This window comes from Cellulosimicrobium cellulans, from assembly GCF_006539945.1.
In the GTDB taxonomy this organism is placed as follows: domain Bacteria; phylum Actinomycetota; class Actinomycetes; order Actinomycetales; family Cellulomonadaceae; genus Cellulosimicrobium; species Cellulosimicrobium cellulans.
Genome location: NZ_BJNZ01000015.1, coordinates 62,122 through 88,975 on the forward strand (window position 1 = coordinate 62,122; position 26,854 = coordinate 88,975).

General features: G+C 74.8%; 21 protein-coding genes. 19 read left to right on the top strand and 2 right to left on the bottom strand.

The features are described from left to right. Window positions 1-6: 6 nt before the first annotated feature. The 3 genes from CCE02nite_RS12400 to CCE02nite_RS12410 are packed head-to-tail and all read left to right on the top strand — an operon-like array spanning window position 7 to window position 2,677. A complete protein-coding gene (locus tag CCE02nite_RS12400) occupies window positions 7-420 on the top strand; it encodes a PadR family transcriptional regulator (RefSeq protein ID WP_141389941.1) in 414 nt (137 codons plus the stop codon). Beyond that, a complete protein-coding gene (locus CCE02nite_RS12405; RefSeq protein ID WP_141389942.1) occupies window positions 417-1,577 on the top strand; it encodes a hypothetical protein in 1,161 nt (386 codons plus the stop codon). Before CCE02nite_RS12400 ends, CCE02nite_RS12405 begins: the two co-directional genes overlap by 4 nt. Further along, entirely contained in the window at window positions 1,574-2,677 is a 1,104-nt protein-coding gene (locus tag CCE02nite_RS12410; protein WP_141389943.1) for a hypothetical protein, read from the top strand. Before CCE02nite_RS12405 ends, CCE02nite_RS12410 begins: the two co-directional genes overlap by 4 nt. Before the next feature lie 122 nt (window positions 2,678-2,799). On the opposite strand, the gene purB is transcribed toward CCE02nite_RS12410, so the two are convergent. Next, on the bottom strand, window positions 2,800-4,287 hold the full coding sequence (gene purB, locus CCE02nite_RS12415; RefSeq protein ID WP_141389944.1) for an adenylosuccinate lyase: 1,488 nt from the start codon (window positions 4,285-4,287) through the stop codon (window positions 2,800-2,802). Window positions 4,288-4,480: 193 nt separating this feature from the next. On the opposite strand from purB, the gene CCE02nite_RS12420 reads away from it, so the two are divergent. Together CCE02nite_RS12420 and CCE02nite_RS12425 are read left to right on the top strand one after the other, a co-directional pair. Continuing rightward, entirely contained in the window at window positions 4,481-4,786 is a 306-nt protein-coding gene (locus CCE02nite_RS12420; protein WP_141389945.1) for a hypothetical protein, read from the top strand. Continuing rightward, window positions 4,783-6,462 carry an esterase/lipase family protein gene (locus CCE02nite_RS12425; RefSeq protein WP_141389946.1) on the top strand — a complete coding sequence of 560 codons (1,680 nt, stop codon included), beginning with the start codon at window positions 4,783-4,785 and terminating at the stop codon, window positions 6,460-6,462. Before CCE02nite_RS12420 ends, CCE02nite_RS12425 begins: the two co-directional genes overlap by 4 nt. Before the next feature lie 9 nt (window positions 6,463-6,471). On the opposite strand, the gene CCE02nite_RS12430 is transcribed toward CCE02nite_RS12425, so the two are convergent. Next, entirely contained in the window at window positions 6,472-6,861 is a 390-nt protein-coding gene (locus tag CCE02nite_RS12430; protein ID WP_141389947.1) for a phage holin family protein, read from the bottom strand. A 90-nt stretch (window positions 6,862-6,951) separates the two neighbouring features. Between CCE02nite_RS12430 and hisC the strand changes: the two genes are divergently transcribed. From hisC to cobA, 14 genes are all read left to right on the top strand, one after another. Beyond that, window positions 6,952-8,031, top strand: coding sequence for a histidinol-phosphate transaminase (hisC, locus tag CCE02nite_RS12435; RefSeq protein ID WP_141389948.1), 1,080 nt, complete (start codon window positions 6,952-6,954; stop codon window positions 8,029-8,031). A 125-nt stretch (window positions 8,032-8,156) separates the two neighbouring features. Further along, a complete protein-coding gene (locus CCE02nite_RS12440; RefSeq protein ID WP_141389949.1) occupies window positions 8,157-8,447 on the top strand; it encodes a lactococcin 972 family bacteriocin in 291 nt (96 codons plus the stop codon). A gap of 62 nt (window positions 8,448-8,509) precedes the next feature. After that, window positions 8,510-10,555, top strand: coding sequence for a bacteriocin-associated integral membrane family protein (locus tag CCE02nite_RS12445; protein WP_141389950.1), 2,046 nt, complete (start codon window positions 8,510-8,512; stop codon window positions 10,553-10,555). A gap of 16 nt (window positions 10,556-10,571) precedes the next feature. Beyond that, on the top strand, window positions 10,572-11,261 hold the full coding sequence (locus CCE02nite_RS12450) for an ABC transporter ATP-binding protein (RefSeq protein WP_141389951.1): 690 nt from the start codon (window positions 10,572-10,574) through the stop codon (window positions 11,259-11,261). Window positions 11,262-11,347: 86 nt separating this feature from the next. Next, window positions 11,348-11,614 (top strand): DUF805 domain-containing protein, encoded by a 267-nt coding sequence (locus CCE02nite_RS12455; protein ID WP_218027105.1) that lies wholly within the window; start codon window positions 11,348-11,350, stop codon window positions 11,612-11,614. A 315-nt stretch (window positions 11,615-11,929) separates the two neighbouring features. Further along, entirely contained in the window at window positions 11,930-13,042 is a 1,113-nt protein-coding gene (gene pdhA, locus CCE02nite_RS12460; RefSeq protein WP_255318841.1) for a pyruvate dehydrogenase (acetyl-transferring) E1 component subunit alpha, read from the top strand. Next, window positions 13,039-14,031 carry an alpha-ketoacid dehydrogenase subunit beta gene (locus tag CCE02nite_RS12465; RefSeq protein ID WP_141389953.1) on the top strand — a complete coding sequence of 331 codons (993 nt, stop codon included), beginning with the start codon at window positions 13,039-13,041 and terminating at the stop codon, window positions 14,029-14,031. The genes pdhA and CCE02nite_RS12465 overlap by 4 nt, the downstream gene beginning before the upstream one ends. A 54-nt stretch (window positions 14,032-14,085) precedes the next feature. Then, a complete protein-coding gene (locus tag CCE02nite_RS12470; protein WP_141389954.1) occupies window positions 14,086-15,549 on the top strand; it encodes a dihydrolipoamide acetyltransferase family protein in 1,464 nt (487 codons plus the stop codon). 645 nt (window positions 15,550-16,194) lie between these two features. Further along, the gene (locus CCE02nite_RS12475) at window positions 16,195-17,703 is read left to right on the top strand and encodes an MFS transporter (RefSeq protein ID WP_141389955.1); all 1,509 of its coding nucleotides are present in this window, start codon (window positions 16,195-16,197) and stop codon (window positions 17,701-17,703) included. 145 nt (window positions 17,704-17,848) lie between these two features. Continuing rightward, window positions 17,849-20,182, top strand: coding sequence for a molybdopterin oxidoreductase family protein (locus CCE02nite_RS12480; protein ID WP_371861925.1), 2,334 nt, complete (start codon window positions 17,849-17,851; stop codon window positions 20,180-20,182). After that, window positions 20,179-21,975: an FAD-dependent oxidoreductase gene (locus CCE02nite_RS12485; RefSeq protein WP_141389957.1), complete on the top strand. Its 1,797-nt coding sequence runs from the start codon at window positions 20,179-20,181 to the stop codon at window positions 21,973-21,975. The genes CCE02nite_RS12480 and CCE02nite_RS12485 overlap by 4 nt, the downstream gene beginning before the upstream one ends. 333 nt (window positions 21,976-22,308) lie before the next feature. Continuing rightward, window positions 22,309-24,960 (top strand): nitrite reductase large subunit NirB, encoded by a 2,652-nt coding sequence (gene nirB, locus CCE02nite_RS12490; RefSeq protein WP_141389977.1) that lies wholly within the window; start codon window positions 22,309-22,311, stop codon window positions 24,958-24,960. Beyond that, window positions 24,957-25,418: a nitrite reductase small subunit NirD gene (gene nirD / locus CCE02nite_RS12495; RefSeq protein ID WP_141389958.1), complete on the top strand. Its 462-nt coding sequence runs from the start codon at window positions 24,957-24,959 to the stop codon at window positions 25,416-25,418. Before nirB ends, nirD begins: the two co-directional genes overlap by 4 nt. Then, window positions 25,415-26,788 carry a uroporphyrinogen-III C-methyltransferase gene (gene cobA, locus CCE02nite_RS12500; RefSeq protein WP_141389959.1) on the top strand — a complete coding sequence of 458 codons (1,374 nt, stop codon included), beginning with the start codon at window positions 25,415-25,417 and terminating at the stop codon, window positions 26,786-26,788. The genes nirD and cobA overlap by 4 nt, the downstream gene beginning before the upstream one ends. The last annotated feature ends 66 nt before the right edge of the window (window positions 26,789-26,854 follow it).

The window sequence follows — 26,854 nt, forward strand, 5'->3', positions numbered from 1 at the left end:
GTGGGCATGGCATCCAGACCGCTCCAGGAACCCGCGTTCCTGATCCTCTCGGCGCTCGCCGCCGGACCGCTGCACGGCTACGGCATCGCGCAGGACGTCGGCTCCAGCTCCGACGGGCGCGTCACCCTGCGCGCCGGGACGCTCTACGGCGCCATCGACCGGCTCGTCGCCGCTGGCCTGGTCGAGGTCGACCACGAGGAGGTCGTCGACTCGCGACTGCGCCGCTACTACCGGCTCACCACCGAGGGCGGGTCGCGCCTCGCCGCCGAGGCCGAGCGTGCCGAGGCCCAGGCACGCCGCGCGCTCGAGCGTCTCGGTGCCCGACGTCGTGCGTCCGCGGTGGCGCACGACGGCGCCGCGGGACGCCCCGCCCGGGGCGTCGCGGGAGGCCTCGCCGACGGCGGGGTGATGCCGGCATGAGCGAGGGCCGCGAGCACCGCCTCCGCGCCGCGGGTGACGAGACCGACAAACCGACCGCCGCCAGCCCGACGGCGAAGCCCGGCGCGACGGTGCTCGTCACCCCGGTGCTCGTGCGGGACTACCGCCGTCTCCTGCGGCTCTTCCCGTACACCTACCGGCGGGCGCACGAGGCCGAGATGCTCGGCCACCTGCTCGACGGCGCGCGGCCGGGACAGTCGCGCCCGACCCGAGCCGAGCGCTGGGACCTCCTGCGCGCCGCCGCGCGCGAGTGGGCGCTCGCGCCGCTGGGCCCGACCGAGCGGCAGCGAGCGTCGGCGGCGGTCGTGGTCCTCGTCGCGCTGACGGCGGTGCTCGCCGCCCCCGCGTCGCAGGACCTCCTGCGCGTCGGCCTCGCGCTGGGGGACGAGCCCATGCGGGAGGTGCTGGGAACGGCCGCCTCGCCGGCGTGGCTGGCGGTCGCGACGGCGCTCGTCGCGGTGCCCCTCGCCCCGGCCTGGCTGCTCTGGGCCGGATCGGTCGTGGCCCTGGCCGCGCGCCTGCGGCGGACCGGTCTCGTGCTCTGCGCCCTCGCCGCCGCGGCGGGCGTCGCCGCGGTCGGGTCGCTCGTCGCGGCGGAGCGCGCGTTCGTCGCGTTCCAGGAGACCGGGTGGGTCGTCGCCCTCCTGGCCTCGCTCGGGGCGGTCGTCGCCCGCGGGCGGCAGACGGGTCCCGTCCTGGGAGCGCGCGCGGGTGTGGCCGCGCTCTGGCTGACGGCGGCGTCGCTCGCGGTCTCCGTGCCGCGGAGCGCGACCGTCGTCGCGGACGAGGGCGTCTGGGTCACCGCTCCGGGCTACCCCTTCACGCTGGCAGCGGACGTCGTGATCCTCGGGGGGATGGCGGTCCTGCTGGTGGCCGTCCGCCCCGTGCGGCAGGCATCTCCCGTGCTGGCCGGGGTGTTCACCGCCCTGGTCCTCAGCGGCTCGGACGTCTTCTGGTCCGGTGGGCTCGACACCACGGCCGTGAACCTGGGCAACGTGCTCGGGGTGGTCGCGCTGTCGGCCGTCGTCACCCTCGTGGCCCGGTGGGTGGTCAACCGCCTCGACGAGCTCGCCGCGTCCCGGGCCGCGCACCGTGCGCTCCTGGCCGCGTCAGGCTCCGGCACGGTGGTCGCCGCATGACCGCGGCAGATGCCCCGGCCTCGGTCACGGGACCGCTGGTCCCTCCGGTGCTCGTGCGGGACTACCGCCGTCTCCTGCGGCTCTTCCCGTACACCTACCGGCGGGCGCACGAGGCCGAGATGCTCGGCCACCTGCTCGACGGCGCGCGGCCGGGACAGTCGCGCCCGACCCGAGCCGAGCGCTGGGACCTCCTGCGCGCCGCCGCCCGGGAATGGCTGCTCGCGCCGTTGGGCTCCACGCCACGGCAGCGGCGCGCGGCGACCGGCTTCCTGTTCGTGCTGCTCCCGGCCGTGCTCGTGGTCATGGCGGCGCGCGTCCTCGCGTTCGCCGCCGCGATCGTCCGGGCGATGTTGGGCCCGGACAGCATCGCGCCGCTCGTGGCGACCGTCCCGACGGCGCTGATGTGGGCCCTGTGGCTCGCGGCGGTGGCCCTCACGCTGGCCGGTGCGCGGCGCGTCGGCCTCGCGACGGCGGTGCTCGCTGCCGTCGTCGGGGTGGTCGCGCTCGTCCTGGCCCTCGTGTCGGGCAGCGCCTACGCCGCGTACCTCGACGCGCCGTGGGTCGTCGGGCTCGTCGCGTACGCGGGAGTCCTCGCCGCGCGACGGACGTGCCGGGTCGGTGCCGAGCCGGTGGCCCTCCGGGCGGCGACGGTCGGGGCCATGGCGCTGGTCCTCGGCACCTTCGTCGCCGCGACCTACTCCGACGCGGCGCACCTCGGGACGCCGTGGTGGTCGGGCGGCGCTCTGGCCTCGTGGACGCTCCAGGCGCTCGCTGCGCCGGTGGTCGTGCTCCTCGGCACCGCCCTGCTGGGGCGCCGCACCCGGCAGGCGGTCCCGGTGCTCGCTGGTCTCGCGGTCGCCGTGCTGCTGAGCCGGTCGAGCTTCTTCTGGTCCGGCACCGTGAGCATCCAGACGGCGGACCTCGGCAACGTCCTCGCCCTGCTCGGGCTCGCGACCGCCGCGACGGTCGTGCTGCGCTGGGTCGTCAACCGTCTCGACGAGCTCTCCGAGGCGCGCGCCACGCACCGCGCGCTGCTCGCCGCCGCGGGAGGGACACCGGAACCGGCCACGCCGCGCCCGGGCGAGCCGACCGCCGTCTGACACTGCGCCGTCGACCACGACCTCACCCACCCGCGAGAACGACATGAGGGTCGTTATCCGTCGGATAGCGACCCTCATGTCGTGTTCGGCGCGGGGCCGGGGCGGCCCGGCGCGGGGGCGGGTCAGTCCAGGTAGGTCGTCACCAGGTGGGGGGCCAGGCCCGTGTACGTCGCCGGGGTGAGGTCGGAGAGGCGCTGCGCGACGTCGTCGGGCAGGCCGAGGCCCGCGACGAACTCGCGCAGGCGCGCGGCGTCGACACGCTGGCCGCGCGTGAGGTCCTTGAGGCGCTCGTACGGGTTCTCCATGCCGGGCACGCCCGCGACCGACGCCGCGCGCATCGCCGACTGGATGGGCTCGCCGAGCACCTCCCAGTTCTCGTCGAGGTCCGCCGCCATGAGGTCGGCGTTCGCGGCGAGGGCCCTGAGGCCGCGGCGCACGTTGTCGATCGCGAGGAGCGAGTGGCCGAACGCGGGGCCGACGTTGCGCTGCGTCGTCGAGTCCGTGAGGTCGCGCTGGAGCCGCGAGGTGACGAGCGTCGCGCCGAGCGTGTCGAGCAGCGAGGAGGAGATCTCGAGGTTCGCCTCGGCGTTCTCGAACCGGATCGGGTTGACCTTGTGCGGCATGGTCGACGACCCGGTCGCGCCGGGCACGGGGATCTGCGTGAAGAACCCGAGCGAGATGTACGTCCACACGTCGGTCGCGAGGTTGTGCAGGATGCGGTTGAACCGCGCGACGTCCGCGTACAGCTCGGCCTGCCAGTCGTGCGACTCGATCTGCGTCGTCAGCGGGTTCCACGTGAGCCCCAGGCCCTCGACGAAGTGCTTCGAGACCGACGGCCAGTCCACGCCCGGGACGGCGACGGTGTGCGCGCCGTAGGTGCCCGTCGCGCCGTTCAGCTTGCCCAGGTACTCGGCCACGCCGACCCGGCGCAGCTGGCGGCGCAGGCGGTGCGCGAGGACGGCGAGCTCCTTGCCGAGCGTCGTCGGCGTCGCGGGCTGGCCGTGCGTGCGCGAGAGCATCGGCACGTCGGCGAGGTCGCGCGCCATGTCCGCGAGCTGGTCGGCGAGGGCCGTCGCGGCGGGCAGCCACACCTGCTCGACGGCGCCCCGCACCATGAGCGCGTACGACAGGTTGTTGACGTCCTCGCTGGTGCACGCGAAGTGCACGAGCTCGCCGACGCCGGGCAGGACGGTGTCCGAGCCCAGTGCGTCGGGCGCCGCGGCGAGGCGGCGCTTGACGAAGTACTCGACGGCCTTGACGTCGTGCACCGTCTCGCGCTCGATCGCGGCGAGCTCGGCGATCTCCTCGCCGCCGAACGTCGCGGGGATGCGACGCAGGTACGCGACCTCCGCGTCGGAGAGCTGGGGGGCGCCGGGCACGACAGGGCGGACCGCGTTCTCGTCGACCGCCTGGACGCCGTTGCACAGCGTGATCAGCCACTCGACCTCGACGTGGACTCGCTCGCGGTTGAGCGCGGCCTCGCTGAGGTGGTCGACGAGCGGGGCGACCGCGGCACGGTAGCGGCCGTCGAGCGGGCCGAGCGCGATCGGCGGGGTCACCTCGGCGAGCGACACGCGGGCAGGGGCGTCTGCGGCAGGGTTCTCGGGCACGCCCCTGATTCTCCCACGCGTGCCCGACGACGGCCCGCGCCTCCCGCAGTGCGGTCACCCGGTGCGGGCGGGAGGGAGACTCGTGGTGGCGCACCGGTCGTGACCGTCCCGAGGGTCCGCCCGCAAGGGTCCCGTCCACAGCGTGCGCGGCGCCGGGTGCACGCGGCGGTCAGCGCTCCGTACGGTCGCCGCCATGTCCTCCCCGTCACCGCCACCGCCTTGCGTCGCCCTGCCGTTCGGCATCACCCTCGCGCGGGCCCGCGTCCTCGCCGCCCGCGACGACGCCGCGCGGGCCGGCGCCGCCCTCGTCGCGCCCGACCTGCCGTGGGCCGGGCACGCGCGGCAGACGTACGACGACGCCGCGTCCGAGCGTCGGAGCGGGCTGCTGCGGCTCGACATGCTCCTGGACAGCTGCCTCGTGCGCCTCGACGCGCTCACGACGCAGGCCGAGGCGGACCTCGCGCGGATCGAGGCCGAGGCCGCGGTGGGAGCGTCGTGAGCGGTGCGGCGCCGGGACCCGCGGTCGTCGTCCGCGGCGGCACGGAACCGACCGTGGTCGAGACGGCGGCGGTCGTCGCGCAGGCGGTGGCGCTGGGCGCGCGGGCGGACCTCGTCGCCGGGAGCCTCGCGGCGCTCCGGGACGCGCGAGAGTCGGTGGAGGTCGTGACCGCCAGCCCCACCTCGTTCGGGGGCCGCCTCGCGGGTCCCGCCCCGCTCCGGGCCACCACGGGCTGGGACGTCCACGCCACGCCGTTCTGGTCCGCCGATGTGCGCGCCGCGCGCGCCGCCGCGCTCGAGGCGTTCGACCTCGCGATCGGCGTCGCCGACGAGCAGGAGCGGGGCCTGCGGGACCTCGCGGAGCGCGTGCACCAGGCGGTGCGGGTGTACGACGACGCGGACGCCGCCACGGCCGCCTTGTGGCAGGACGCCGCGCTCCTGGTCGCCGGGGGCCTGAACCCGGTCGGGGCGGCGGCTGCCGGGATCGCCGGCCTCCTGGCCATGGGGACGGTCGGGGCCTGGGTCTCGCTGAAGCAGGGTCGACCTTCCCTGTACCCGTTCATCACCTCGGGGCAGTCCCTGCACCCCGCCACGATCCGCGCGCTGAGCCGTGCGGTCGGCGTGCTCGACGTGGACCGCCCGTGGTACCAGATGCCTACGGTGGGCAACGGGGCGTCGGTGCTGCGCGGGCTGCTGCAGCCCCTGCGCGACCGGTTCCTGCGCGACCCCGAGGTCCGTCTCGTCGACCCGTCCTCCGACCTGCCGACCCCCACGGACGTGCGTTCCGCGCTCGGTGCCGTGGAAGCGCTGGAGAAGGACTCGACGCTCAGCATCCAGAGGATCGTCAAGGACGACGGCACGCTCACGTGGGTCGTCGCGATCCCCGGTACGCAGCTCCTCAACCCCGGGTCCGTCTTCAACATGACGTCCAACTACCAGCTCATGGACGACGACCCGGCGGTGCGGGCGCAGGCCGACAGCGCGCGTGCCGTGCTGGAGGCGATGCGGCAGGCCGGGATCGCGCCGGACGACGACGTCGTGCTCGTGGGGCACAGCCAGGGCGGCATCATCGCGTCGACGGTCGCGGCGGCGACGGTCGGCACGTACACCGTGCGGCACGTCGTGACGGCGGGCTCGCCCGTCGCCGGCCACGCCCTCCCGCCGGGGGTCAAGGGCACGCACATCGAGACCCAGGGGGAGGGGATCTCCGACACCGACGGTGCGGAGAACCGTGCGACGGCGGACCAGGTCACGGTCACGGGGGCCTTCATGGCGCCGGGCGGCGGGCCGACGAGCGAGTGGCCGCACAGCGTGCGCCACCACCAGGAGACGCTCGACGCCGCCGTCGAGGTGGGTGACCGCGGGCTCGAGGAGCACCTGGACGACGTCGAACGGTGGCTCGACGGGGAGGCCGACGAGCCGCTCGTCTACGAGGCGCGCCTGGTGCCCGACCCGGACACGACGTTCTGCATCGGGGACGTGGCGGTCCCGCGGTCGCTCACGCCCCCGTGGGCACCGGGCACGCCGTTCCCGGGTGCGCCCGGGGTGCCGTTCCCCGGGGTGCCGACACCGGGGGCGCCCGGGGTGCCGGGCATCCCGTCCACGGGGACTCAGGGGGCCGGTGATCTCACCGCACCGGGCCCGGACGGCGGGGGAGGCGAGGACGACGCGCGGTAGCGACGCCCGTCAGCGGTCCTGAGCCTTGGGCACGACGGCCGAGACGGCGAAGTTGATGAGCCCGATGATCAGCGCCGCGAGCAGGGCCCACCAGAACCCGCCCACGATGCGGATCCCCCAGTCCGTCTGCTCGGTGATCCACGCGGTGAGCATGAGCATGAGCGCGTTGACGACCAGGGAGAACAGCCCCAGCGTGAGGATGTAGAGCGGGATGGACAGGATCTGCACGATCGGCTTGATGACGGCGTTCACCAGCGAGTAGAGCAGCGCCACCACGAGGATGATGACGACCTGCCCGCCGGCGGTGTCGGAGCCGACGATCTGGAAGTGCTCGTCGATGAACAGGCTCGTGAGCCAGATCGCGAGGCCGGTGACGAGGACGCGGACGACGAAGCTCATGGCGCCATCCTGTCATCCGGGCCGCGCGGGGGCACGGCACCGAGCCGCGCGCCGTCGGGGTGGGTCGAGCAGGTGGCATGATCGAGGACCGTGGCCCACGAACCCCGCGTCCCCCTGCGTCCCGCCGTCGCCGCGCTGCCGGCCTACGTCCCCGGGGCCCGCGTCGCCCCGGGCGCCGCGGCGTTCAAGCTCTCCTCCAACGAGAACCCGTACCCGCCGCTGCCGTCGGTCGTCGCGGCGATCGCCGACGCCGCGGCGGACGTCAACCGCTACCCGGACATGTACGCGACGCAGCTCACCGAGGCGCTCGCGGCAGACCTCGGTGTCGGTGCCGACCAGGTCGTCGTGGGGAACGGCTCGGTCGCGGTGCTCGCGCACGTGCTCCAGACGGTCGTCGAGCCGGGCGACGAGGTGGTGTACCCGTGGCGGTCGTTCGAGGCGTACCCGATCGCGGTCGCCGTCGCGGGCGGGACGTCGGTCCAGGTGCCGCTGCGGACCGGGGCCGACGTCGGCAGTCTCGACCTGCCGGCCATGGCCGCGGCGATCACGGAGCGCACGCGCGTCGTGATGGTCTGCACGCCCAACAACCCGACCGGTCCTGTCGTGCACCGCGAGGAGCTCGAGACGTTCCTCGCGGCCGTGCCGTCGGACGTGCTCGTCGTGCTCGACGAGGCGTACCTCGAGTTCGTGCGCGACCCCGAGGCCCCCGACGGCCTCGCCGTGCACGCGCAGCACCCGAACGTCGTGCTGCTCCGCACGTTCTCCAAGGCGTACGGCCTCGCCGGGCTGCGCGTGGGCTACGCCGTCGCGCGTCCGCGGCTCGCGGCGGGGATCCGCGCGGTGTCGACGCCGTTCGGCGTCTCCCACGTCGCGCAGCGCGCGGCCATCGCGTCGCTCGCCGCGCGCGACGAGCTGCTCCAGCGGGTCGAGCATCTCGTCGCCGACCGCGCGCGCCTCGTCGAGGGCCTGCGCGACCAGGGCTGGGTGCTGCCGGAGTCGCAGGCGAACTTCGTGTGGTTCGACCTGGGCGAGCGCACCATGCAGCGGGCGGAGGAGGCCCGCGCCGCCGGCGCGATCGTGCGCCCGTTCGCGGGCGAGGGCCTGCGCGTGAGCGTCGGCGAGCCCGAGGCGACGGACCTCTTCCTCCGCGTGAGCGCCACCTGGCGGTAGGTCCACCGGCCGCCGCCGGTCCCTCGTCTCGTCATCCACCGCGCGTCCGCGATGCGGACGGCCCGGGACGGCCCCAGGCGTCGGTCGCTACTTTTCAGTAGCAATCATGTTCCGAAGGGGGAAATATGACGTTCAGACGAGTGCTCACGACGGCGATGGTCGCGGGGATGGTCGCACTGACGCCCGCGGTGGCGTTCGCGGGGTCGAAGGTGGTGGGAGGCGGGGTCTGGAACTACGGGACCAGCGGCGGCATCGTCTACTCGCACTACCACCACAACACGGCGTGCCACGGGGCGTCGGTGGACAACGGGAAGCTCTACCGCGTCACCAACATCCGGGGTGGTGTCTGGGCGAAGGTGGGCGCGACGGACTGGCCGATGCACGTCGACCACGCCTACTGGCACCAGTGCGGCTAGCACGGTGAGGGAGGGGCGGCGACCTGTCGCCGCCCCTCCTCCTTGCCATGCGTGGAGCGAGCATGCTGAACCGCAGCCTCAGACGTGCCTACGGCCTCGCGGTCGCAGTCACCGTCTTCCTCACCTTCTTCACCCTCCAGGCCTACAGCGAGTTCGCGGTGCAAGGTCCGGCTTCGCAGCTGCGCGTCGGCTCCCTGGGCCCGACCGCGTCCAGCGCCGAGGTGTACGACGCGATGACGACGTTCGCGCAGGAGCGCGACTGCACCGTCGCGCGCGTGTCCTTCGACCTCACGGACCCGTCGGTACGGCACCTGCACGTCCTCGGAGACCGCCTGTCCGAGCCGGGGAGCCGGTGGGTCACGAGCGGGTACGCCGACTTCAGCCGTGGCGTGACGACCCGCGTGCATCCCGGGAGCGAGCTCGGGACGGCCAGCCCGGTCGGCTCGTTCGTGCTCACGTGCGGGCTGGAGGACGCCACGACGCTCGCGTCCACGCTCCAGCAGCAGGGCGTGTCGGTCGTCGCCGACTCCTACCCGACCCTCCGGGAGTGGAACCGCTACCTGGGCGGGACGCCGCTCCTGGCGAGCTACGTGATCGCGGTGGTCGCCACGTCGCTCCTCGCGGGCTGCGGTGCGCTGCTCGGCTCGCGTGCCTATGCGGTCCAGCGCCTCCAGGGCGCACCCTTCGCGCAGATCCTGCGTCGAGACCTCGTGCCCGTCGCGCGCCGCCTGGTCGTCCACCTCGTCGTCGCGGCCGCCGTCTGCGCCGTCATCCTCGGCGTCTACAACCGCTTCGCGCAGTGGACGACCTTCCTCGGCCTCGCCCTGATCGTGCTCGGCGTCCTCCTGGCCGTGACCGTGCTCTCGCACACCGTGTGCGCGGCCGCCACGCTCCGCATCCCGCTCGCCGCCGCCGTCAAGGGCGAGGCGGTGGGCGGCTGGGTCGTCCCGGTGGCGTTCTCGGTCCGCTTCGTGGCCGCGGCGGTCCTCGTGGTGTCGATCTTCTCGGCGCTCGGCGCGGGTCAGCTCATCGTCGCGCAGCAGGCGGCGCGCGACGCGTGGCAGAGCGCCGGCGGCGCCGTCTACCTGGGCCTCGGTGGGGGCGACAAGGCGCGCGCGGCGGAGCACGCGCAGGCGCTGGGCGACCTCGTGGCGGCAGCGGAGGACGAGGGCAAGGCCGTCGTCGCGTTCAGCCAGCCGGTCGCCGCGTTCGGAGCAGTCACGGTGGTGGCCGAGGAGCAGCCCGTCCTCGTCGTGAACCGCACCTACCTGCGTGAGCAGGAGGTCGTCGGCGCCGACGGCGAGCGGCTGGTGCCCGGCGACGACACCTGCCTCGAGCTCCACCTCCCGGGCTCGCTCGAGCCCGCGCAGCAGGCCGACGTCGCGGCCGCCGTCGACTCGTGGGCCGAGTTCTTCGGAGCGACCTGCCCCGTCGAGGAGGGCATCGCGCTGCCCCACGGCACCGTCCTGTTCGACTACGGGAACGCGGCCGACCCGAGTGCGCCCCCGCTCGTCGAGGACCCGGTCCTCCTCGTCGTGGACCACGGCTCGGGAACGATCAGCGCCGACGCGTACGACGCGTACGCGTCGACGGGGGGAGTGGTCTTCCTCGATCCCGCGTACGCGCTCGAGAAGGCCTCTGACGCGGGGGTGCGCGACTACATCCTTTCCACGACGCCGGTCGCCCAGGCGGCGGCCGTCGAGTACCGGGACCTCGTCCGGGCCCTGCGCCTCGGGCTCACCAACATCGCCGCGTGCGCGGGGGTGGTGCTCCTGACCGGCGTCGTCGTCGCGAGCGCCTGGACGAGGAGGAACGCCCAGGCGATCTTCGCGAGGTACATCTCCGGGTGGTCGTTCTGGTCGAGGTTCCGCACGACGCTCGTGGTCGAGATCGTCTCGGCGGCGGCCCTGGTGGTGTACGTGGCGTGGAACCCGCCGCGGACGCCGCCGACCGTGGGCGCCTTCGTGCCGGGCAGCGAGCCGCCGCTCCTGGGCGGCTGGGAGCCGGTCGCGGTGGCGGCGGTGTGCCTCGTGTCCGCGACGTTCCTGGTGGGCGCCCTCGCCGCGGCTCAGCGACGCCTGCTGCGCACGCGGTCCAGTGATTCGTGACCGAAGGAGCATGACGATGATCGAGGTTGTGGGTGCCGGCAAGTCGTACGGCGCGCGGACGATCTGGTCGCGCCTCACGCTGAGCGTGGAGTCCGGCTCGATGGTGGGGCTGGTGGGATCGAGCGGCTCGGGCAAGACGACCCTGCTCAACTGCCTGGGGCTCCTGGACCGGCTCGACGTCGGGACGATCACCGTGGACGGGCGCGACGTCACCGCCCTGGGCGCCCGTGACCGGCGGCTCTTCCGTCGCGACCAGCTCGGGTACCTGTTCCAGAACTACGCGCTCATCGACAACGAGACCGTCGCGGCGAACCTCGACGTGGCGTTCCCGGGCAGGGGGGCTCGGCGGTCCGAGCGGGCCGCGCTGCGGGGGGAGGCGCTGGACCGGGTCGGGCTGGGCGGCTCCGGGGCCTCGATGGTCTACGAGCTCTCCGGTGGCGAGCAGCAGCGGGTGGCCGTGGCACGCCTGCTCATCAAGCGGCCGCGCGTCGTGCTCGCGGACGAGCCGACCGGGGCTCTCGACGAGACGAACGCGGACGCGATCGTCGCCCTGCTGCGGGGGTTCGCGGACGACGGGTGCACGGTGGTCGTCGCGACGCACAACCCGCGGGTCGAGGGTGCGTGCGACGCCGTGCTGGAGCTCGGGGCCTCGACGCAGAACGTGGCGCGCGCTTTTCTGGGGTCGAAGGGCGACGTCGCGTCGTAGTGCGTCTCTCCGGGCGTCGCTCGGCGCAACCGCCTGCCGCGGCGGCGCGGTTGCCGGGTCGGGGCGGCGCGAGAAGACTCGCGACCATGGACAACGTCGAGTACGACCAGTTCGTCGACGACTACGGCTGGCTCTTCGGGGGCGCGGCCGTCGTCGTCTACGTCGCGGTGGCGGTGATCTTCTTCATCGCCTACATCCGGATCATCCAGAAGGCCGGCTACTCGGGCTGGTGGATCCTCGTCGGCCTCGTGCCGATCCTCAACGTCGTCATGTTCCTCGTGTTCGCGTTCTCGCGCTGGCCCGTGCTGCGCGAGCGCGACGCGCTGCGCGCGGGCGGCGCATACCCGCGGTAGGGCGGGACCCCGCAGGCGCGGGGGGTCGTCCGGTGGCGATTGGAGGTTCCCTACAGCCCGCCGCGACGGATGTTGGGCGACATGTCGGCAGCCGAACCTACGGTGTCGTAGCCTACGCTTGCGTAGGCTACGGAGACGTAGGTTCCGACGGCGCCCCGACCGGGCGCCTCCTGCCCCCGAGCGGGCCGGCCGCACGGTCGGGCCGCACCGAAGGAGAGTCGCGTGACCGAGAACGACGCGAGAGCTGCCGCGCGGGACGGCGCGAGCACGCCCCCCGACCTCCCCGACGTCGCCGGCGGCCCCGACGACGCCCCACTGCTTCAGCTCGTGACTCCGGCCGGCGCCCGCGTCACGACCCCCGAGACGGACGGCTACCGCGAGCGCGTCGCCCACCTGGACGCCGCCGCCCTGCGCGGCCTCTACCGCGACATGGTGCTCACGCGCCGCTTCGACGACGAGGCGACGTCGCTCCAGCGCCAGGGCGAGCTCGGCCTGTTCGCGCAGTCGAAGGGTCAGGAGGCCGCGCAGATCGGCTCCGGCCGTGCGCTCGCGCCGCAGGACTACGTCTTCCCCTCCTACCGCGAGCACGGCGTCTCGCACGTCCGCGGGATCGACCCGACGGCGCGCCTGCGGCTGTTCCGCGGCGTCGACCACGGCGGCTGGGACCCGACCGTCCACAACGTGCACCTGTACACGCTCGTCATCGGGTCGCACGCGCTGCACGCGACCGGGTACGCGATGGGCGTCCAGCGCGACGGCCTCGTCGGGTCGGGGGACCCGGAGCGAGACACGGCCGTCGTCACGTACTTCGGCGACGGCGCGACGTCGCAGGGCGACGTCAACGAGGCGCTCGTGTTCGCGGCCGTGAACAACGCGCCCGTCGTGTTCTTCTGCCAGAACAACCAGTGGGCGATCTCCGAGCCCACCACCAAGCAGACGCGCGTGCCGCTCTACCGCCGCGGCGGCGGGTTCGGCGTCCCGAGCGTCCGGGTCGACGGCAACGACGTCCTCGCGTGCTACGCCGTGACCGCGGAGGCGCTCGAGCGGGCGCGGTCCGGCGGCGGCCCGACCTTCGTCGAGGCGTTCACCTACCGCATGGGCGCGCACACGACGTCGGACGACCCGACCAAGTACCGCTCGCGGGCCCAGGAGGAGTACTGGCGCCGTCGCGACCCGATCGACCGGCTCGAGAACCTGCTCCGCGCCGAGGACGCGTGGGACGACGCGTTCGCCGCCGACCTCGCGGCCGAGGCCGACGCGCTCGGCGAGCGGCTGCGCGACGAGGTCCGCGCGCTCGCCGCGCCCGACCCGTCCACCATGTTCGACCACGTCTACGCCACCCCGAACGCCGTGGTCGAGCGCGAGAAGGCGTGGTTCGCCGACTACCAGCAGTCCTTCGAGGAGCCGGCCGCGGAGGTGGCCCGATGAGCGAGAACAAGACCCTGACCCTCGCCCGCGCGATCAACGAGGGCCTGCGCCGGTCGCTCGAGACCGACCCGAAGGTCCTGCTCATGGGCGAGGACATCGGCGCGCTCGGCGGCGTGTTCCGCGTGACGGACGGGCTCCAGAAGGACTTCGGCGAGGACCGGGTGGTCGACACGCCGCTCGCGGAGTCCGGCATCCTCGGCACGGCGATCGGCCTCGCGCTGCGCGGCTACCGCCCGGTCTGCGAGATCCAGTTCGACGGCTTCATCTTCCCCGCGTACGACCAGATCACGACGCAGCTCGCGAAGATGGGCTACCGGTCGGGCGGAAAGCTCCAGGTGCCCGTCGTGATCCGCGTGCCGTACGGCGGCGGGATCGGCGCCGTCGAGCACCACAGCGAGAGCCCCGAGGCGCTGTTCGCGCACACCGCGGGTCTGCGCGTCGTGTCGCCGTCCACGCCGCAGGACGCGTACACGATGATCCAGGAGGCCGTCGCCTCGCCCGACCCGGTGCTGTTCTTCGAGCCCAAGGGTCGCTACTGGGAGAAGGGGCCGGTCGAGACCGCCGGGCGTGGCGAGGGCGCGACCGTGCTCGACCGCGCGCGCGTCGTCCGCCCCGGGACCGACCTCACGCTCGTCGCCTACGGCCCGACCGTCGCGACCGCGCTCCGGGCCGCCGCCGCGGCCGAGCAGGAGGGGCGCAGCGTCGAGGTCGTCGACCTGCGCAGCATCTCCCCGCTCGACACCGCGACGGTCGTGGAGTCCGTCCGCCGGACCGGGCGCTGCGTCGTCGTGCACGAGGCCCCGACCTACCTGGGCTCGGGCGCCGAGGTCGCCGCGCGCGTGACGGAGGAGTGCTTCTACTCGCTCGAGGCGCCCGTGCTGCGCGTCGGCGGGTTCCACACCCCGTACCCCGTCGCCAAGATCGAGCACGACTACCTGCCGAGCCTCGACCGCGTGCTCGACGCCGTCGACCGCGCGTTCGCGTTCTGACGCGACCGTAGCGACCTCGACAGCGCCGACCGGGACCACCAGGAGGACCACGCAGTGCCCACCTTCGAGAAGTTCAACCTCCCCGACGCGGGCGAGGGCCTCACCGAGGCCGAGATCGTGCACTGGCACGTCGCCGTCGGCGACGCCGTGACGGTCAACCAGACGATCGTCGAGATCGAGACGGCCAAGTCGCTCGTCGAGCTGCCGTCCCCGTACACGGGCGTCGTCACGGAGATCCTCGCGCCCGAGGGGACGACGGTCGAGGTCGGGGTGCCGATCATCGTCGTGGACACCGACCCGTCCGGTGCCGCGCCGGCGCCGAGCGCGCCTGCCGGCGTCGTGCCCGACGGCGCGGACGCGGCCTCGGCGCCCGCCTCGCCCCCGGGTACGGCGACGGAGGGCGCGACGCCCGCCGCGGCCGGCGGCTCCGGCTCGGTGCTCGTGGGGTACGGCACGGTGGAGGCGGGCACGGCCCGTCGCCGTCGCCGTGCTCCGGACGCGGCCCCGGCCGTCGCGCCGGCCGCAGCCGTCCCGGTTCCTGCCCCGGCACCCGCCGCCGTGCCCGCGGCGAGCGCGCCGACCCCCGCGCCCGCCGCCGTCGGGCACGTGCACCTGCCCGTGCTCGCGAAGCCGCCGGTGCGCAAGCTCGCCAAGGACCTGGGCGTCGACCTCGCGAGCGTCGCCGGCACCGGGCCGGGCGGGATCGTCACGCGCGAGGACGTGCAGGCGTACCGCGAGCAGGCGAAGGCGCAGCCGCTCGCGACGTACGCCGACGACGACCAGCCGTGGCTCGCGTCGGGCGCGGTCACCGCGGACGGCCGTCAGACGCGCGTCCCGGTGAAGTCGGTGCGCAAGCGCACGGCCGAGGCGATGGTCACGAGCGCGTTCACCGCCCCCCACGTCACGGTCTTCCACACGGTCGACGTCACCAAGACCATGCGGCTCGTGCACACGCTGCGCGAGGACCGGGAGTTCACCGACGTGCGCGTCACCCCGCTGCTGGTCACCGCCAAGGCGCTGCTCCTCGCCGTGCGGCGGCACCCGGAGATCAACGCGAGCTGGGACGACGCCGCGCAGGAGATCGTCTACAAGCACTACGTGAACCTGGGGATCGCGGCCGCGACGCCGCGCGGGCTCGTGGTGCCGAACATCAAGGACGCGCACCGCCTCGACCTGCACGGCCTCGCGGGCGAGATCGCGGACCTCACCGCGACCGCGCGGGCGGGCCGCACGTCGCCCACCGACATGTCCGACGGCACGATCACGATCACGAACGTGGGCGTGTTCGGCATCGACACGGGGACGCCGATCCTCAACCCGGGCGAGGCCGCGATCCTCGCGTTCGGCGCGATCCGCGAGCAGCCGTGGGTCCACAAGGGCAAGATCAAGAAGCGCTGGGTCACGCAGCTCGCGCTGAGCTTCGACCACCGTCTCGTCGACGGCGAGCTCGGCGCGCGCGTCCTGGCCGACGTCGCGAAGGTGCTCGAGGACCCGGCCCGAGGGCTCGTCTGGGGCTGACCCCCCCGCGTCCTCCGGCCGAGGTAGAGCCCTGGTTGGTCGAGGTAGAGCCCTGGTCTGCCGAGGTAGAGCCCTGGTCACCGTGCCCGACGGCGCATGGTCGGGTGGGGTGGTCGGGGTGGGTGGTGGTGCCGCGTCTACCATCCGCCGCTCGTTCCTCGCGGCTCCCGCCAGGCCCGCCACGACGCGGCACCACCACCCACCCCTCCCGGCTTCTGCTCGCCCGGTCCGGGCTTGCCCCGGGCGAACCGCCCGCGCGGCTGGGTGTGTCGTCCCGCGCTGCATGCGCCCTGGCCGCTCGGGGCCGGCCGACCCGGCGCGCATCGGCGGTCCGACTCCCTCTGGTGGTGACCTGACCGCGTCGGCGGGCAGGCCGCCGTCGGGCCTGACCAACCCACCGCGAACCCACACCCCGGGCCTGAGACCCGACCACGGCTCTACCTCGGCCGACCAGGGCTCTACCTCGACCAACCAGGGCTCTACCTCGGCGGACCACGGTTCTACCTCGCGCGGGGCGGGCGCTCACAGCGGTGCCGCACCGGGTGTGCGGAAGACCTCACACGGGCTTAACGGCGGTCGCGCGCCGGGGAAACACGGCGTTCCTAGCGTCCTGGGTACTGACCGGGACCTGCTGAAGGAGCCGCCATGTCCGCGCCCACGAGCCCCACCACCCACGAGGGTGAGCAGTCCGCAGAACACCCCTCCGGCCCCGCGACCACCGCGACCGTCGTGGCCCCCGCGCCCGGGGCCACGACCGCCGCCGGGCCGACGAGCGCCTCGACGGCCGGCCGCTCGACGACGGCCCCGACCCACCGCTCGGGGCGCTGGATCGACCGCTGGGACCCGGAGGACCCGACGTTCTGGCGCGACGGCGGCCGCAAGGTCGCGACACGCAACCTGGGGATCTCGGTGTTCGCGGAGTTCCTCGGCTTCGCGGTCTGGGCGCTGTGGTCGATCGTCGTGCCGCAGCTCCCCGCCGCCGGGTTCACCTTCACGGTCGACCAGCAGTTCTGGCTCATCGCCGTGCCGAGCCTCGTCGGCGCGACGCTGCGCATCCCGTACACGTTCGCGGTGCCGCTGTTCGGCGGCCGCAACTGGACCGTGGTCTCCGCGCTGCTGCTCCTGCTCCCGACGGCGGCCCTCGCTGTCGCGGTGCAGGACCCGGGGACGCCGTTCGGCGTGATGCTCGCGGTCGCGGCGCTCGCCGGCTTCGGCGGCGGCAACTTCGCCTCGTCGATGGCGAACATCTCGTTCTTCTACCCGGAGCGGGAGAAGGGCAAGGCGCTGGGCCTCAACGCCGCGGGCGGCAACCTGGGGACGGCGGTCGTGCAGCTCGCGGTGCCGCTCGTCATCGTCGCCGGGGCGGGCGTCGCGCTCGAGCGCGCGGGTCTCATGATGATCCCGTTCATCCTGCTCGCGGCGTTCCTCGCGTGGCGGTTCATGGACAACCTGTCCACCGCGAAGGCCGACCCGAAGTCGTTCGCCGCCGCGACGCGGAACAAGCACACGTGGATCATCTCGTTCCTCTACATCGGGACGTTCGGGTCGTTCATCGGGTACGCCGGGGCGTTCCCCATGCTGCTCAAGGGCCAGTTCCCCGAGGTGACGCTCTCGATCGCGTTCCTCGGTGCGCTCGTCGGCTCGGTCACGCGGCCGCTCGGCGGCGTCATCGCGGACCGGGTGGGCGGCACGCGCGTCACCATCGCGTCGTACGGGGTGATGGCGCTCGGGGCGTTCGGTGCGATCCAGGCGCTCCAGTCGCACAGCTTCGGCCTGTTCTTCGCGTCGTTCCTCGTCCTGTTCGTCGCGACGGGCATCGGCAACGGCTCGACGTACCGGATGATCCCGGCCGTCTTCCAGGCGAGCGCCGTCCCGGGCGGCGCGCTCGACGGGCCGACGACGGTCGACGCGGCGGCGCTCGACGAGGCCCGGGCCCGCGCCCGCAAGGCCGCGGCCGGGTGCATCGGGATCGCCGGCGCGATCGGCGCCTTCGGCGGGTTCCTCATCCCGCGCGGGTTCGCGGCGTCGACGAGCCTCGCGGGCTCCCTCGTCCCGGCCCTGTGGACGTTCATCGGGATGTACGCGGTCATGGCGGTCGTCGCCTGGGCCGTGTACCTGCGCAAGGGGTCGGCGCTCGCGTCGGCCGGGATCTGAGCGGAGGCCGCGAGTGCCGTCCGCTCCCACGACTGCCGCGCCGGGGATGTCTGAGGCCCCCGGCGCGGCACGGGCCGTCACCCCGCCAGCCGTCGCGCCGCGGGGTGCCGACACCCACTGCCCGTACTGCGCGCTGCAGTGCGGCATGCGGCTGTCCCCCGCGGACGGCGCACTGCCCGACGGCGCGGCGCAGCAGGGCGTGCGGCCCGCCCCGGACGACCGGACGCCGTCGGCCCTGCCCCCGGTGACGGTCGCCCCCCGCGACTTCCCGACCAACCGCGGCGGCCTGTGCCAGAAGGGCTGGACGAGCGCGACGGTCCTCCGCGCGACGGACCGGATCACGACCCCGCTGCTGCGCGGGAGCGACGGCGCGCTGCACCCGGCGTCGTGGGACGCGGCGCTGGACGTCGTGGCGGCCGGGATCTCGCGCGTGCAGGCCGAGCACGGCCGGGACGCGGTCGCGGTCTTCGGCGGCGGCGGCCTGACGAACGAGAAGGCGTACGCGCTCGGCAAGTTCGCGCGCACGGTGCTGCGGACCGCGAACATCGACTACAACGGGCGCTTCTGCATGGCGTCGGCGGCTGCGGGCGCCAACCGGGCCTTCGGCGCGGACCGCGGGCTGCCGTTCCCGCTCGCGGACCTCGCCGGTGCGGACGCCGTGGTCCTGCTCGGGTCCAACCTCGCCGAGACCATGCCTCCGTCGGTCCAGCACCTCGCGGGCGTGCGCTCGCGCGGCGGGCTCGTCGTCGTGGACCCGCGCCGCAGCGCGACGGCGGCGCTCACGGGCGAGCCGGGGGACGCCGTCGGGCAGCGTGCCGGCGTGCCCGACGACGGCCGCTCGACCGGGCGCCCCGTCCCGCCTCCGGGTGCGGGGCCGGTGGGCGACCAGGGCGTGCACCTCCAGCCCGTGCCCGGCACGGACCTGGTGGTGCTGCTCGCGCTGCTGCACGTCGTGGTCACGGAGGGGCTCGCGGACGCGGAGTACCTCGCCGCGCGCACGTCGGGGTTCGACGACGTCCGGCGATCCGTCATGGCGTGGTGGCCCGAGCGGGCGGAGACGGTGTGCGGCATCCCGGCCGAGCGGCTGCGGTACGTGGCCCGGATGCTCGCCGCGGCGTCGCCCGCCCGCGGTGGCTCGGGCGCGTACGTGCTCACGGGCCGCGGCGTCGAGCAGTCGTCGCAGGGCACGGCGACGGTGACGGCCGCGATCAACCTCGCGCTCGCTCTCGGCCTGCCGGGCCGCGTCGGCTCCGGCTACGGCGCGATCACCGGCCAGGGCAACGGGCAGGGCGGTCGCGAGCACGGGCAGAAGGCCGACCAGCTCCCGGGCTACCGCAAGATCGACGACCCGGCCGCCCGGGCGCACGTCGCCGCGGTGTGGGGCGTCGACCCGGAGACGATCCCCGGCCCGGGGATGCCGGCGGTGAGGCTGCTGCAGTCCTTGGGCGCCCCGCGCCACGGCCGAGACGTGCCTGTCCGCCCCGGATCGGGCCAGAACGGGGGCGGAGAGGCGCTTCTCGGCGGTGCGGGACCGGCCGAGGTGCGCCCGCGCGCGCTGCTCGTGCACGGGTCGAACGTCGTGGTCAGCGCGCCGGACGCGGACCAGGTCGCCGCGAACCTCAGGGCCCTCGACCTGCTCGTGGTGTGCGACCTGGTGCCGTCGGAGACGGCTCTGCTCGCCGACGTCGTGCTGCCCGTGACGCAGTGGGCGGAGGAGGAGGGCACCATGACGTCACTCGAGGGGCGCGTCATCCGCCGCCGTCGCGCGGTCGACGCGCCCGGCGAGGCGCGCTCGGAGCTGTGGATCCTCGCGGAGCTCGCGCGGCGCCTGGGCTCGGACGTCTCCTTCCCGACCGACCCCGCCGTCGTCTTCGACGAGCTCGCGCGCGCCAGCGCGGGCGGCGTGGCCGACTACTCGGGCCTGAGCCACGCACGCCTCGACGCGGACGAGGACGACGGCGGCCCGGGGCTGTACTGGCCCGTCCCGAGCGCGGAGCACCCCGGCACGCCGCGGACGTTCCTCGACCGTTTCGCCACGCCGGACGGGCGCGCGCGGATGGTCGTCGTCGACCACGTCGGGCCGAGCGACGACGTGCGCCCGGACGCCCCGCTGTACCTCGTCACCGGGCGCGTGCTCCAGCACTACCAGTCGGGCGCGCAGACGCGCCGCGTGCCGGAGCTCGACCGCCTCGTGCCGGAGCCGTTCGTCGAGCTGCACCCGGTCCTCGGCCTACGGCTCGGGGTCGGCGACGGCGACCGCGCCCGCCTCACGACGCGCCGCGGCGAGATCGAGGCCGTCGCGCGGTGGACCGACCGGATCCGGCCGGACACCGTCTTCATGCCCTTCCACTGGAGCGGGGAGGGCAGCGTCAACCGCGTCACGACCGACGCGACCGACCCGATCTCGGGCATGCCCGAGTTCAAGGTGTGCGCCGTGGACGTGCGGCGCGCACCCCGCACCCAGGAGGTGGGCGCATGACGCGCGTCGTCGTGGTCGGCAACGGCATGGTCGGGTCGCGGTTCGCGAGCGACCTCGTGGCACGGTGCGGGACCACCGCGGGGACGGCGGCCGTCGAGGTCACCGTGCTGGGTGCCGAGGAGTACGAGCCGTACAACCGCGTGCTGCTCAGCGAGGTCGTGGCGGGCAAGGTCGACGTCGCGGCGATCGGGCTGCCCGGCGCGGACGACGCCCGCGTGACCGTCCGGCGCGGCACCGAGGCCATCGCGATCGACCGCGCCGCGCGCCGTGTCGTCACGGGGGAGGGGGCGCACCCGTACGACGTCGTCGTGCTCGCCACGGGCGCGGCCGCCCGGATCCCCGACCTGCCGGGTCTGACGGACCTCCCGGGCGGCCTGCCCCGCGGCGCGCACGCGCTGCGCACGCTCGACGACGCGCGCGAGATCGTCGCGGCGTCGGTCAACGCCCGGCACGCCGTGGTCGTCGGGGCAGGAGTGCTCGGGCTCGAGGTCGCGTGCGGGCTCGCGCGCCGCGGCGTCGCCGTGAGCCTCGTGCACGGGGGCGGGAGCGTCATGGACCGCCAGCTCGACCGCGCCGCGGGCAGCGTCGTCGCGCGTAGCCTCGCGGGGCTCGGCGTGCGGACCTGGACCCGTGCGCGCACCGAGCGCGTCGTCGTGGAGTCGGGCTCCGTGCGCGGCGTGACGCTCCGCGTGCCCGACGGCGGGGCTCCCGCCGGGCCGTCGGCCGGCGCCGGGGGAGCGGACGACCCGACGCGGCTCGTCGACCTCGAGGCCGACCTGCTCGTGCTCGCGTGCGGCACCGTGCCCGAGGCCGGGCTCGCGCGCGCGGCGGGGGTCGCGGTCGACCGGGGCGTCGTGGTCGGGCACGACCTCGCGAGTCCCGACGACCCGCGCGTGTTCGCGATCGGTGACTGCGCGCAGCCGCCCGAGGGCGGCACCGGGCTCGTCGCGCAGGGGTGGGACCAGTCGCGACGGCTCGCGGAGCACCTCGCGGAGCGGTTCGCCGCAGCGGGCGCCGGGGGGCCGGGCACTGGGCAGGGGGCGGCGTCGGGCCGGCCGCGCGTCCGCCTGGGGATCGACGCGGACCGACCGAGCATGGCGCTGCGCCTCGCCATGAACGTCGTCGCGCGCTCGCTCCCGGCGACGCCCACGCCGTCGGCAGAGACGCGCTCCGTGGCCGCCACCGGCCCTGCCGAACCAGGTGCGGCGCTTCGCCCGCCGGCGAACCCCGGGGTCGCCGGGCGCGCGGCGGCCGGGACCGACGTCGTGCGCGTCAAGGCCGCGGGGCTCGAGATCGTCACGATGGGCGTGTGCGGCGAGCGCCGCGCGCCCCACCCCGCGCACCGCTCCGTGACGCTGAGCGACCCCGCGTCGGGGCGGCACGTCGAGGTCGTGGTCGCGGACGGCCTGCTCGTGGGCGCGACGTGCGTCGGCGCGCCGGAGGTGGGCGCCGACCTCACGGCCACGTACACGCGCCGGGTCCCCGTGCCGGTCGACCCGGCCCACCTGCTGCTGCGGCCTGTCGCGCAGGCTCCCGCGCCGGCGTCGTCCCCGACCCACATGCCCGACCGCACGACGGTGTGCACGTGCAACGGCGTGACTAAGGGCGACGTCGTGGGGTGCTGGCACGACGGCGCGCGGAGCGTCGACGACGTCGCGCGGGCCACGCGCGCGACCACGGGCTGCGGCGGGTGCAAGGACGTCGTGTGCGGGCTGGTCGACTGGCTCGCACAGGCCGACCCTGAGCAGCCGCAGGACGAGGCAGCACCGGCGCGCTCCGGCCTCAGCACGTGAGGTCGGCAGGCCCTGCCGAGATCGACAGTCACGATCGCCGATCTCGACACGACCTGCCGATCTCGCACCGCACCGCCGACCTCACACGGGGGTGCGCGTCCGGGTGAGAACACCGTTACGGACGGGCAACGGACGGGGCACGGTCGCGAAACCGCTCGTCCGTAGCGTCGTCAGCACCTTCCCGGGGACTCGCCTCGCTCTCGACGTACCTCGCGGACGGTGACCGATCCGCCCCGACGCCCCCAGGAGCCCGCCGTGACCGGACCTCAGACCGATCCCGCCCCCGCCCCGACCGCCGGTGCGCCCCGGCACCTCGTCGTCGTCGGCGGCGGCATGGTGGCGCAGCGGCTCGTCGAGGCGCTGCGCGCGCGCGACACCGACGGCGCGTGGCGCGTCTCGCTCTTCGCCGAGGAGCCGCGCAAGCCCTACGACCGCGTCGCGCTGACGAGCTACTTCTCGGCGCGCGACGCCGAGGAGCTCACGCTGGGCGACCCGGCGCTGTGGGACGACCCGCTGGTCACGCTGCACCGCGACTGCGCGGTGACGTCGATCGACCGCGACGCGCAGACCGTCACCGACCGGCTCGGGCGCGTGCACGCGTACGACGAGCTCGTCCTCGCGACGGGGTCGAGCGCGGCGATGCCGCCCATCCCGGGCAACGACCTCCCGGGCGTGTTCGTCTACCGCACGATCGACGACGTCGCGGCGCTGCGCGGGTGGGTCGAGGAGAAGCGCCGGACCGCCACGACCGAGGGCGGCTGGGAGCGGCCGGTGCGCGGCGCGGTGATCGGCGGCGGCCTCCTGGGCCTCGAGGCGGCGGGCGCGCTCAAGGCTCTCGGCGCGCAGGCCACGGTCATCCAGTTCGGCACGCACATGATGGACGCGCAGATCGACCTGGGTGGCGGCGAGGCGCTCAAGCGCCTCATCAACGGCATGGGCATCGCGGTCCGGTGCAACACCGGGACCAAGGAGATGAAGGTCTCGCGCAAGACCGGGCACGTGGGCCGGCTCGACTTCGCCGACGGCGGCCGGCTCGACGTGGACGTCGTCGTCGTCGCGACGGGCGTGCGACCGCGCGACGAGCTCGCGCGCTCGGCAGGGCTCGCGGTCGGGGAGCGTGGGGGCGCCGTCGTCGACCTCGCGTGCCGCACCGAGGACGAGCACGTGTGGGCCGTGGGCGAGGTCGCGTGCATCGAGGGTCGGTGCATCGGCCTGGTCGCGCCGGGCTACGCCATGGCGGAGGTCGTCGCGGACCGCCTGCTCGGCGGCGAGGCCACGTTCCCCGGCGCGGACACGGCGACCAAGCTCAAGCTCCAGGGCGTCGACGTCGCGAGCTTCGGCGACGCGTTCGGCCGCACCGAGGGGGCGATGGAGCTCGTCTGGGCCGACCCGGTCGCGGGCGTCTACAAGAAGCTCGTCCTCTCCGACGACGCGCGCACGCTCCTGGGCGGCGTGTTCGTGGGCGACGCCGCGCCGTACGCGTCGCTGCGGCCGATGCTCGGCACGGAGCTCCCGGGCGACCCGGGGCTCTTCCTGCTCCCCGAGGGGTCCGGTGGCGGGGCGCCGAGCCTCGAGCTGCCCGACGACGCCACGGTCTGCTCGTGCAACAACGTCAGCGCGGGCACCATCCGCGGGGCGGTCACCGAGCACGGGTGCACCGACCTCGCGGGCGTCAAGGCGTGCACGCGCGCAGGGACGAGCTGCGGGTCGTGCCTGCCGCTCGTCAAGAAGATCACCACGACCGAGCTCGCCCGGGCCGGCGTCGAGGTCTCGAACGCGCTGTGCGAGCACTTCGACCTCTCGCGCGCACAGCTCTTCGACGCCGTCCGCGTCGCGGACCTGCACACGTTCAGCGAGATCGTCGCGCGGTTCGGTCGGGTGCCCGAGCCCGTCACCGACACGCAGGGTGCGGTGCTGGTGCGCGACGCCGGCCGCGGCTGCGACATCTGCAAGCCCACGATCGCGTCGATCCTCGCGTCGCTCGGCAACGGGCACATCCTCGACGGCGAGCAGGCGACGCTGCAGGACACGAACGACCACGTCATGGCGAACATGCAGAAGGACGGCACGTACTCCGTCGTCCCGCGCATCCCCGGGGGAGAGATCACGCCGGACGGGCTGCTCGTCATCGGCCAGGTCGCCAAGGACTTCGGGCTCTACACGAAGATCACCGGCGGCCAGCGCATCGACATGTTCGGGGCGCGGATCGAGCAGCTCCCGCACATCTGGCGCCGGCTCGTCGAGCACGGGTTCGAGTCGGGGCACGCGTACGGCAAGTCGCTGCGCACGGTGAAGTCGTGCGTCGGGTCCACGTGGTGCCGGTTCGGGGTGCAGGACTCGGTCGGCATGGCCGTCGAGCTCGAGCTGCGGTACCGCGGCCTGCGCTCGCCGCACAAGATCAAGCTCGGCGTCTCGGGGTGCGCCCGCGAGTGCGCGGAGGCGCGCGGCAAGGACGTCGGCGTCATCGCGACGGACAAGGGCTGGAACGTCTACGTCGGCGGCAACGGCGGGTTCACGCCGCGGCACGCACAGCTCCTCGCCGAGGACCTGGACGACGAGGCACTCATCCGCACCATCGACCGCTTCCTCATGTACTACGTCCGCACGGCTGACCGCCTCCAGCGCACGGCCGCGTGGGTGGAGGACTACGAGGGCGGCCTCGACGCGATCCGCGAGGTGATCGTCGAGGACTCGCTCGGCCTCGGCGCCGACCTCGACGCCGCGATGGCCCGCCACGTGGGGGACTACGAGGACGAGTGGCGCGCGGTCCTCGAGGACCCGGAGAAGCTGCGCCGCTTCGGCTCGTTCGTCAACGCGCCCGCCGAGCCCGACCCCGACCTCGCGTACGTCACCGAGCGCGGCCAGATCCGGCCCGCGACGGCGGACGAGCGCGCCGCCCTGGAGGAGGCCCGCGCCGCGGGTCTCGCCACCGTCCCCGCCGGCCCCGTGGTGATCGCCGGCACGACCCTGGAGGTCCGTCGATGAGCGTCGTGTCAGCAGAGCAGGCCGTGCACCCCGGAGAGACGGCGACGTCGGGCACGGCGGGGTGGGAGCGCGTGTGCCTCCTGCGCGACCTCCTCGTCGAGCGCGGCGCCGCCGCCCTCGTGGGCGGGGTGCAGGTCGCGCTGTTCCGCCTCCCCGACGACACGGTCCGCGTCGTGCAGCAGCGCGACCCGTACTCGGGCGCGAACGTCATGTCGCGCGGGATCGTCGGCACGCGCGGGGGTGTGCCCACCGTCGCCGGGCCCATGTACAAGCAGGTCTTCGACCTCGCGACGGGCCGCTGTCTCGAGGCCGCCGGGTACGTGCCCGTCCAGGGCCTCGCCCCGGACCTGGCGACGTGGCCCGTCGAGGTGCGCGACGGCGTCGTGCACGTGGGCGCGCGACCGCGCGTCGTGGCCGAGGCCGCCGCCGGATCCGGGGTCCAGGACGGTGCGCCGTGACCACGCTCCTGGGCCTCGATCTCGCCGGGCGCACGGTCCTCGTCGCCGGGGGCGGTCCCGTCGCGGCGCGCCGCGCGCGGGCGATGGCCGACGACGGCGCCCACGTCCGCGTCGTCGCGCCCCAGGTGTGCGAGGACCTGCGCGACCTCGTCGCGGCCTCGCTGCACGCCCCGCTCCTCGGGCCCGGCCCGGCCCCGTCGTCGGCTCAGCGGCTGCCCGACGGCGGCGCCGGGCCGGTCGGCCGCGTCACCTGGGCGCCGCGCGAGGTCCGCGAGTCCGACGTCGCGGACGCGTGGCTCGTGCTCGCGGCGACGGACGACTCGGGGACCAACCGCGACGTCGCCGCGTGGGCGGCAGCGTGCCGCACCTGGTGCGTCAACGCCGGGGCCGCGCACGAGGGCACCGCGCGCACGCCCGCGACGACCCGCAGCGGCGACGTGCTGGTCGGGGTCGTCACGGACGTCCCCGCGGCTGGTGTGTCAGCGGACGGTCGGGCTCGGGGGCGACGAGCGGATGGCAGCCCGGCCGAGCGGCGCGGTGCGGACCCGCGGCGGGCGCGTGCGGTGCGCGACGCGATCGCCGAGCACCTGCGCTCCGGCGGGGCCGACCAGCGGCGCCACCGCCCGGCGTCCGGCGGGCTCGGGAGCGTGACGCTCGTCGGTGGTGGACCGGGCGCCGTCGACCTGCTCACCGTCCGGGGTCGCCGGGCGCTCGCGGAGGCGGACGTCGTGGTCGCGGACCGGCTCGGGCCGGTCGACGTGCTCGACGAGCTCGCGCCCGGGGTCGAGGTGATCGACGTCGGCAAGACGCCCGGGAACCACCCGGTCCCGCAGCACGAGATCAACGCGATCCTCGTGGAGCAGGCGCAGCGCGGGCGGCGCGTCGTGCGGCTCAAGGGAGGCGACCCGTTCGTCTACGGGCGGGGCGGCGAGGAGGTCGTCGCGTGCCGGGAGGCGGGCGTGCCGGTGGACGTCGTGCCGGGCGTGTCCAGCGCGCTGAGCGTGCCGGCGCTCGCGGGCATCCCGCTCACGCACCGGGGGACGGTCGCCGCGTTCCACGTGGTCAGCGGTCACGACGGGCTCGACGCCGCCGCGCTCGCCGGGGTGCGCGACCGCACGGCTACGCTGGTGGTCCTCATGGGTGTCTCGCAGCTCGCACGTATCACGGCCCAGGCCCTCGGCGCCGGGGCCGACCCCGCGCTGCCCGTCGCGATCGTGGAGAGCGGCTCGACGCCGCGCCAGCGCGTCACACGGGCCCCGCTCGGCGAGGTCGTGGAGCGCGCCGCCCAGGTCGGGGTCCGGGCCCCGGCGATCATCGTGGTGGGGGACGTCGCCGCCGAGGGACGGCTCGACCCGGCGACGGTCGCGTGACCGGCACCGGCAGCACCGAGATCGACCCGCCCGTCGCGACGTCGGCCCCCGGAGGGTCGGTCCCGG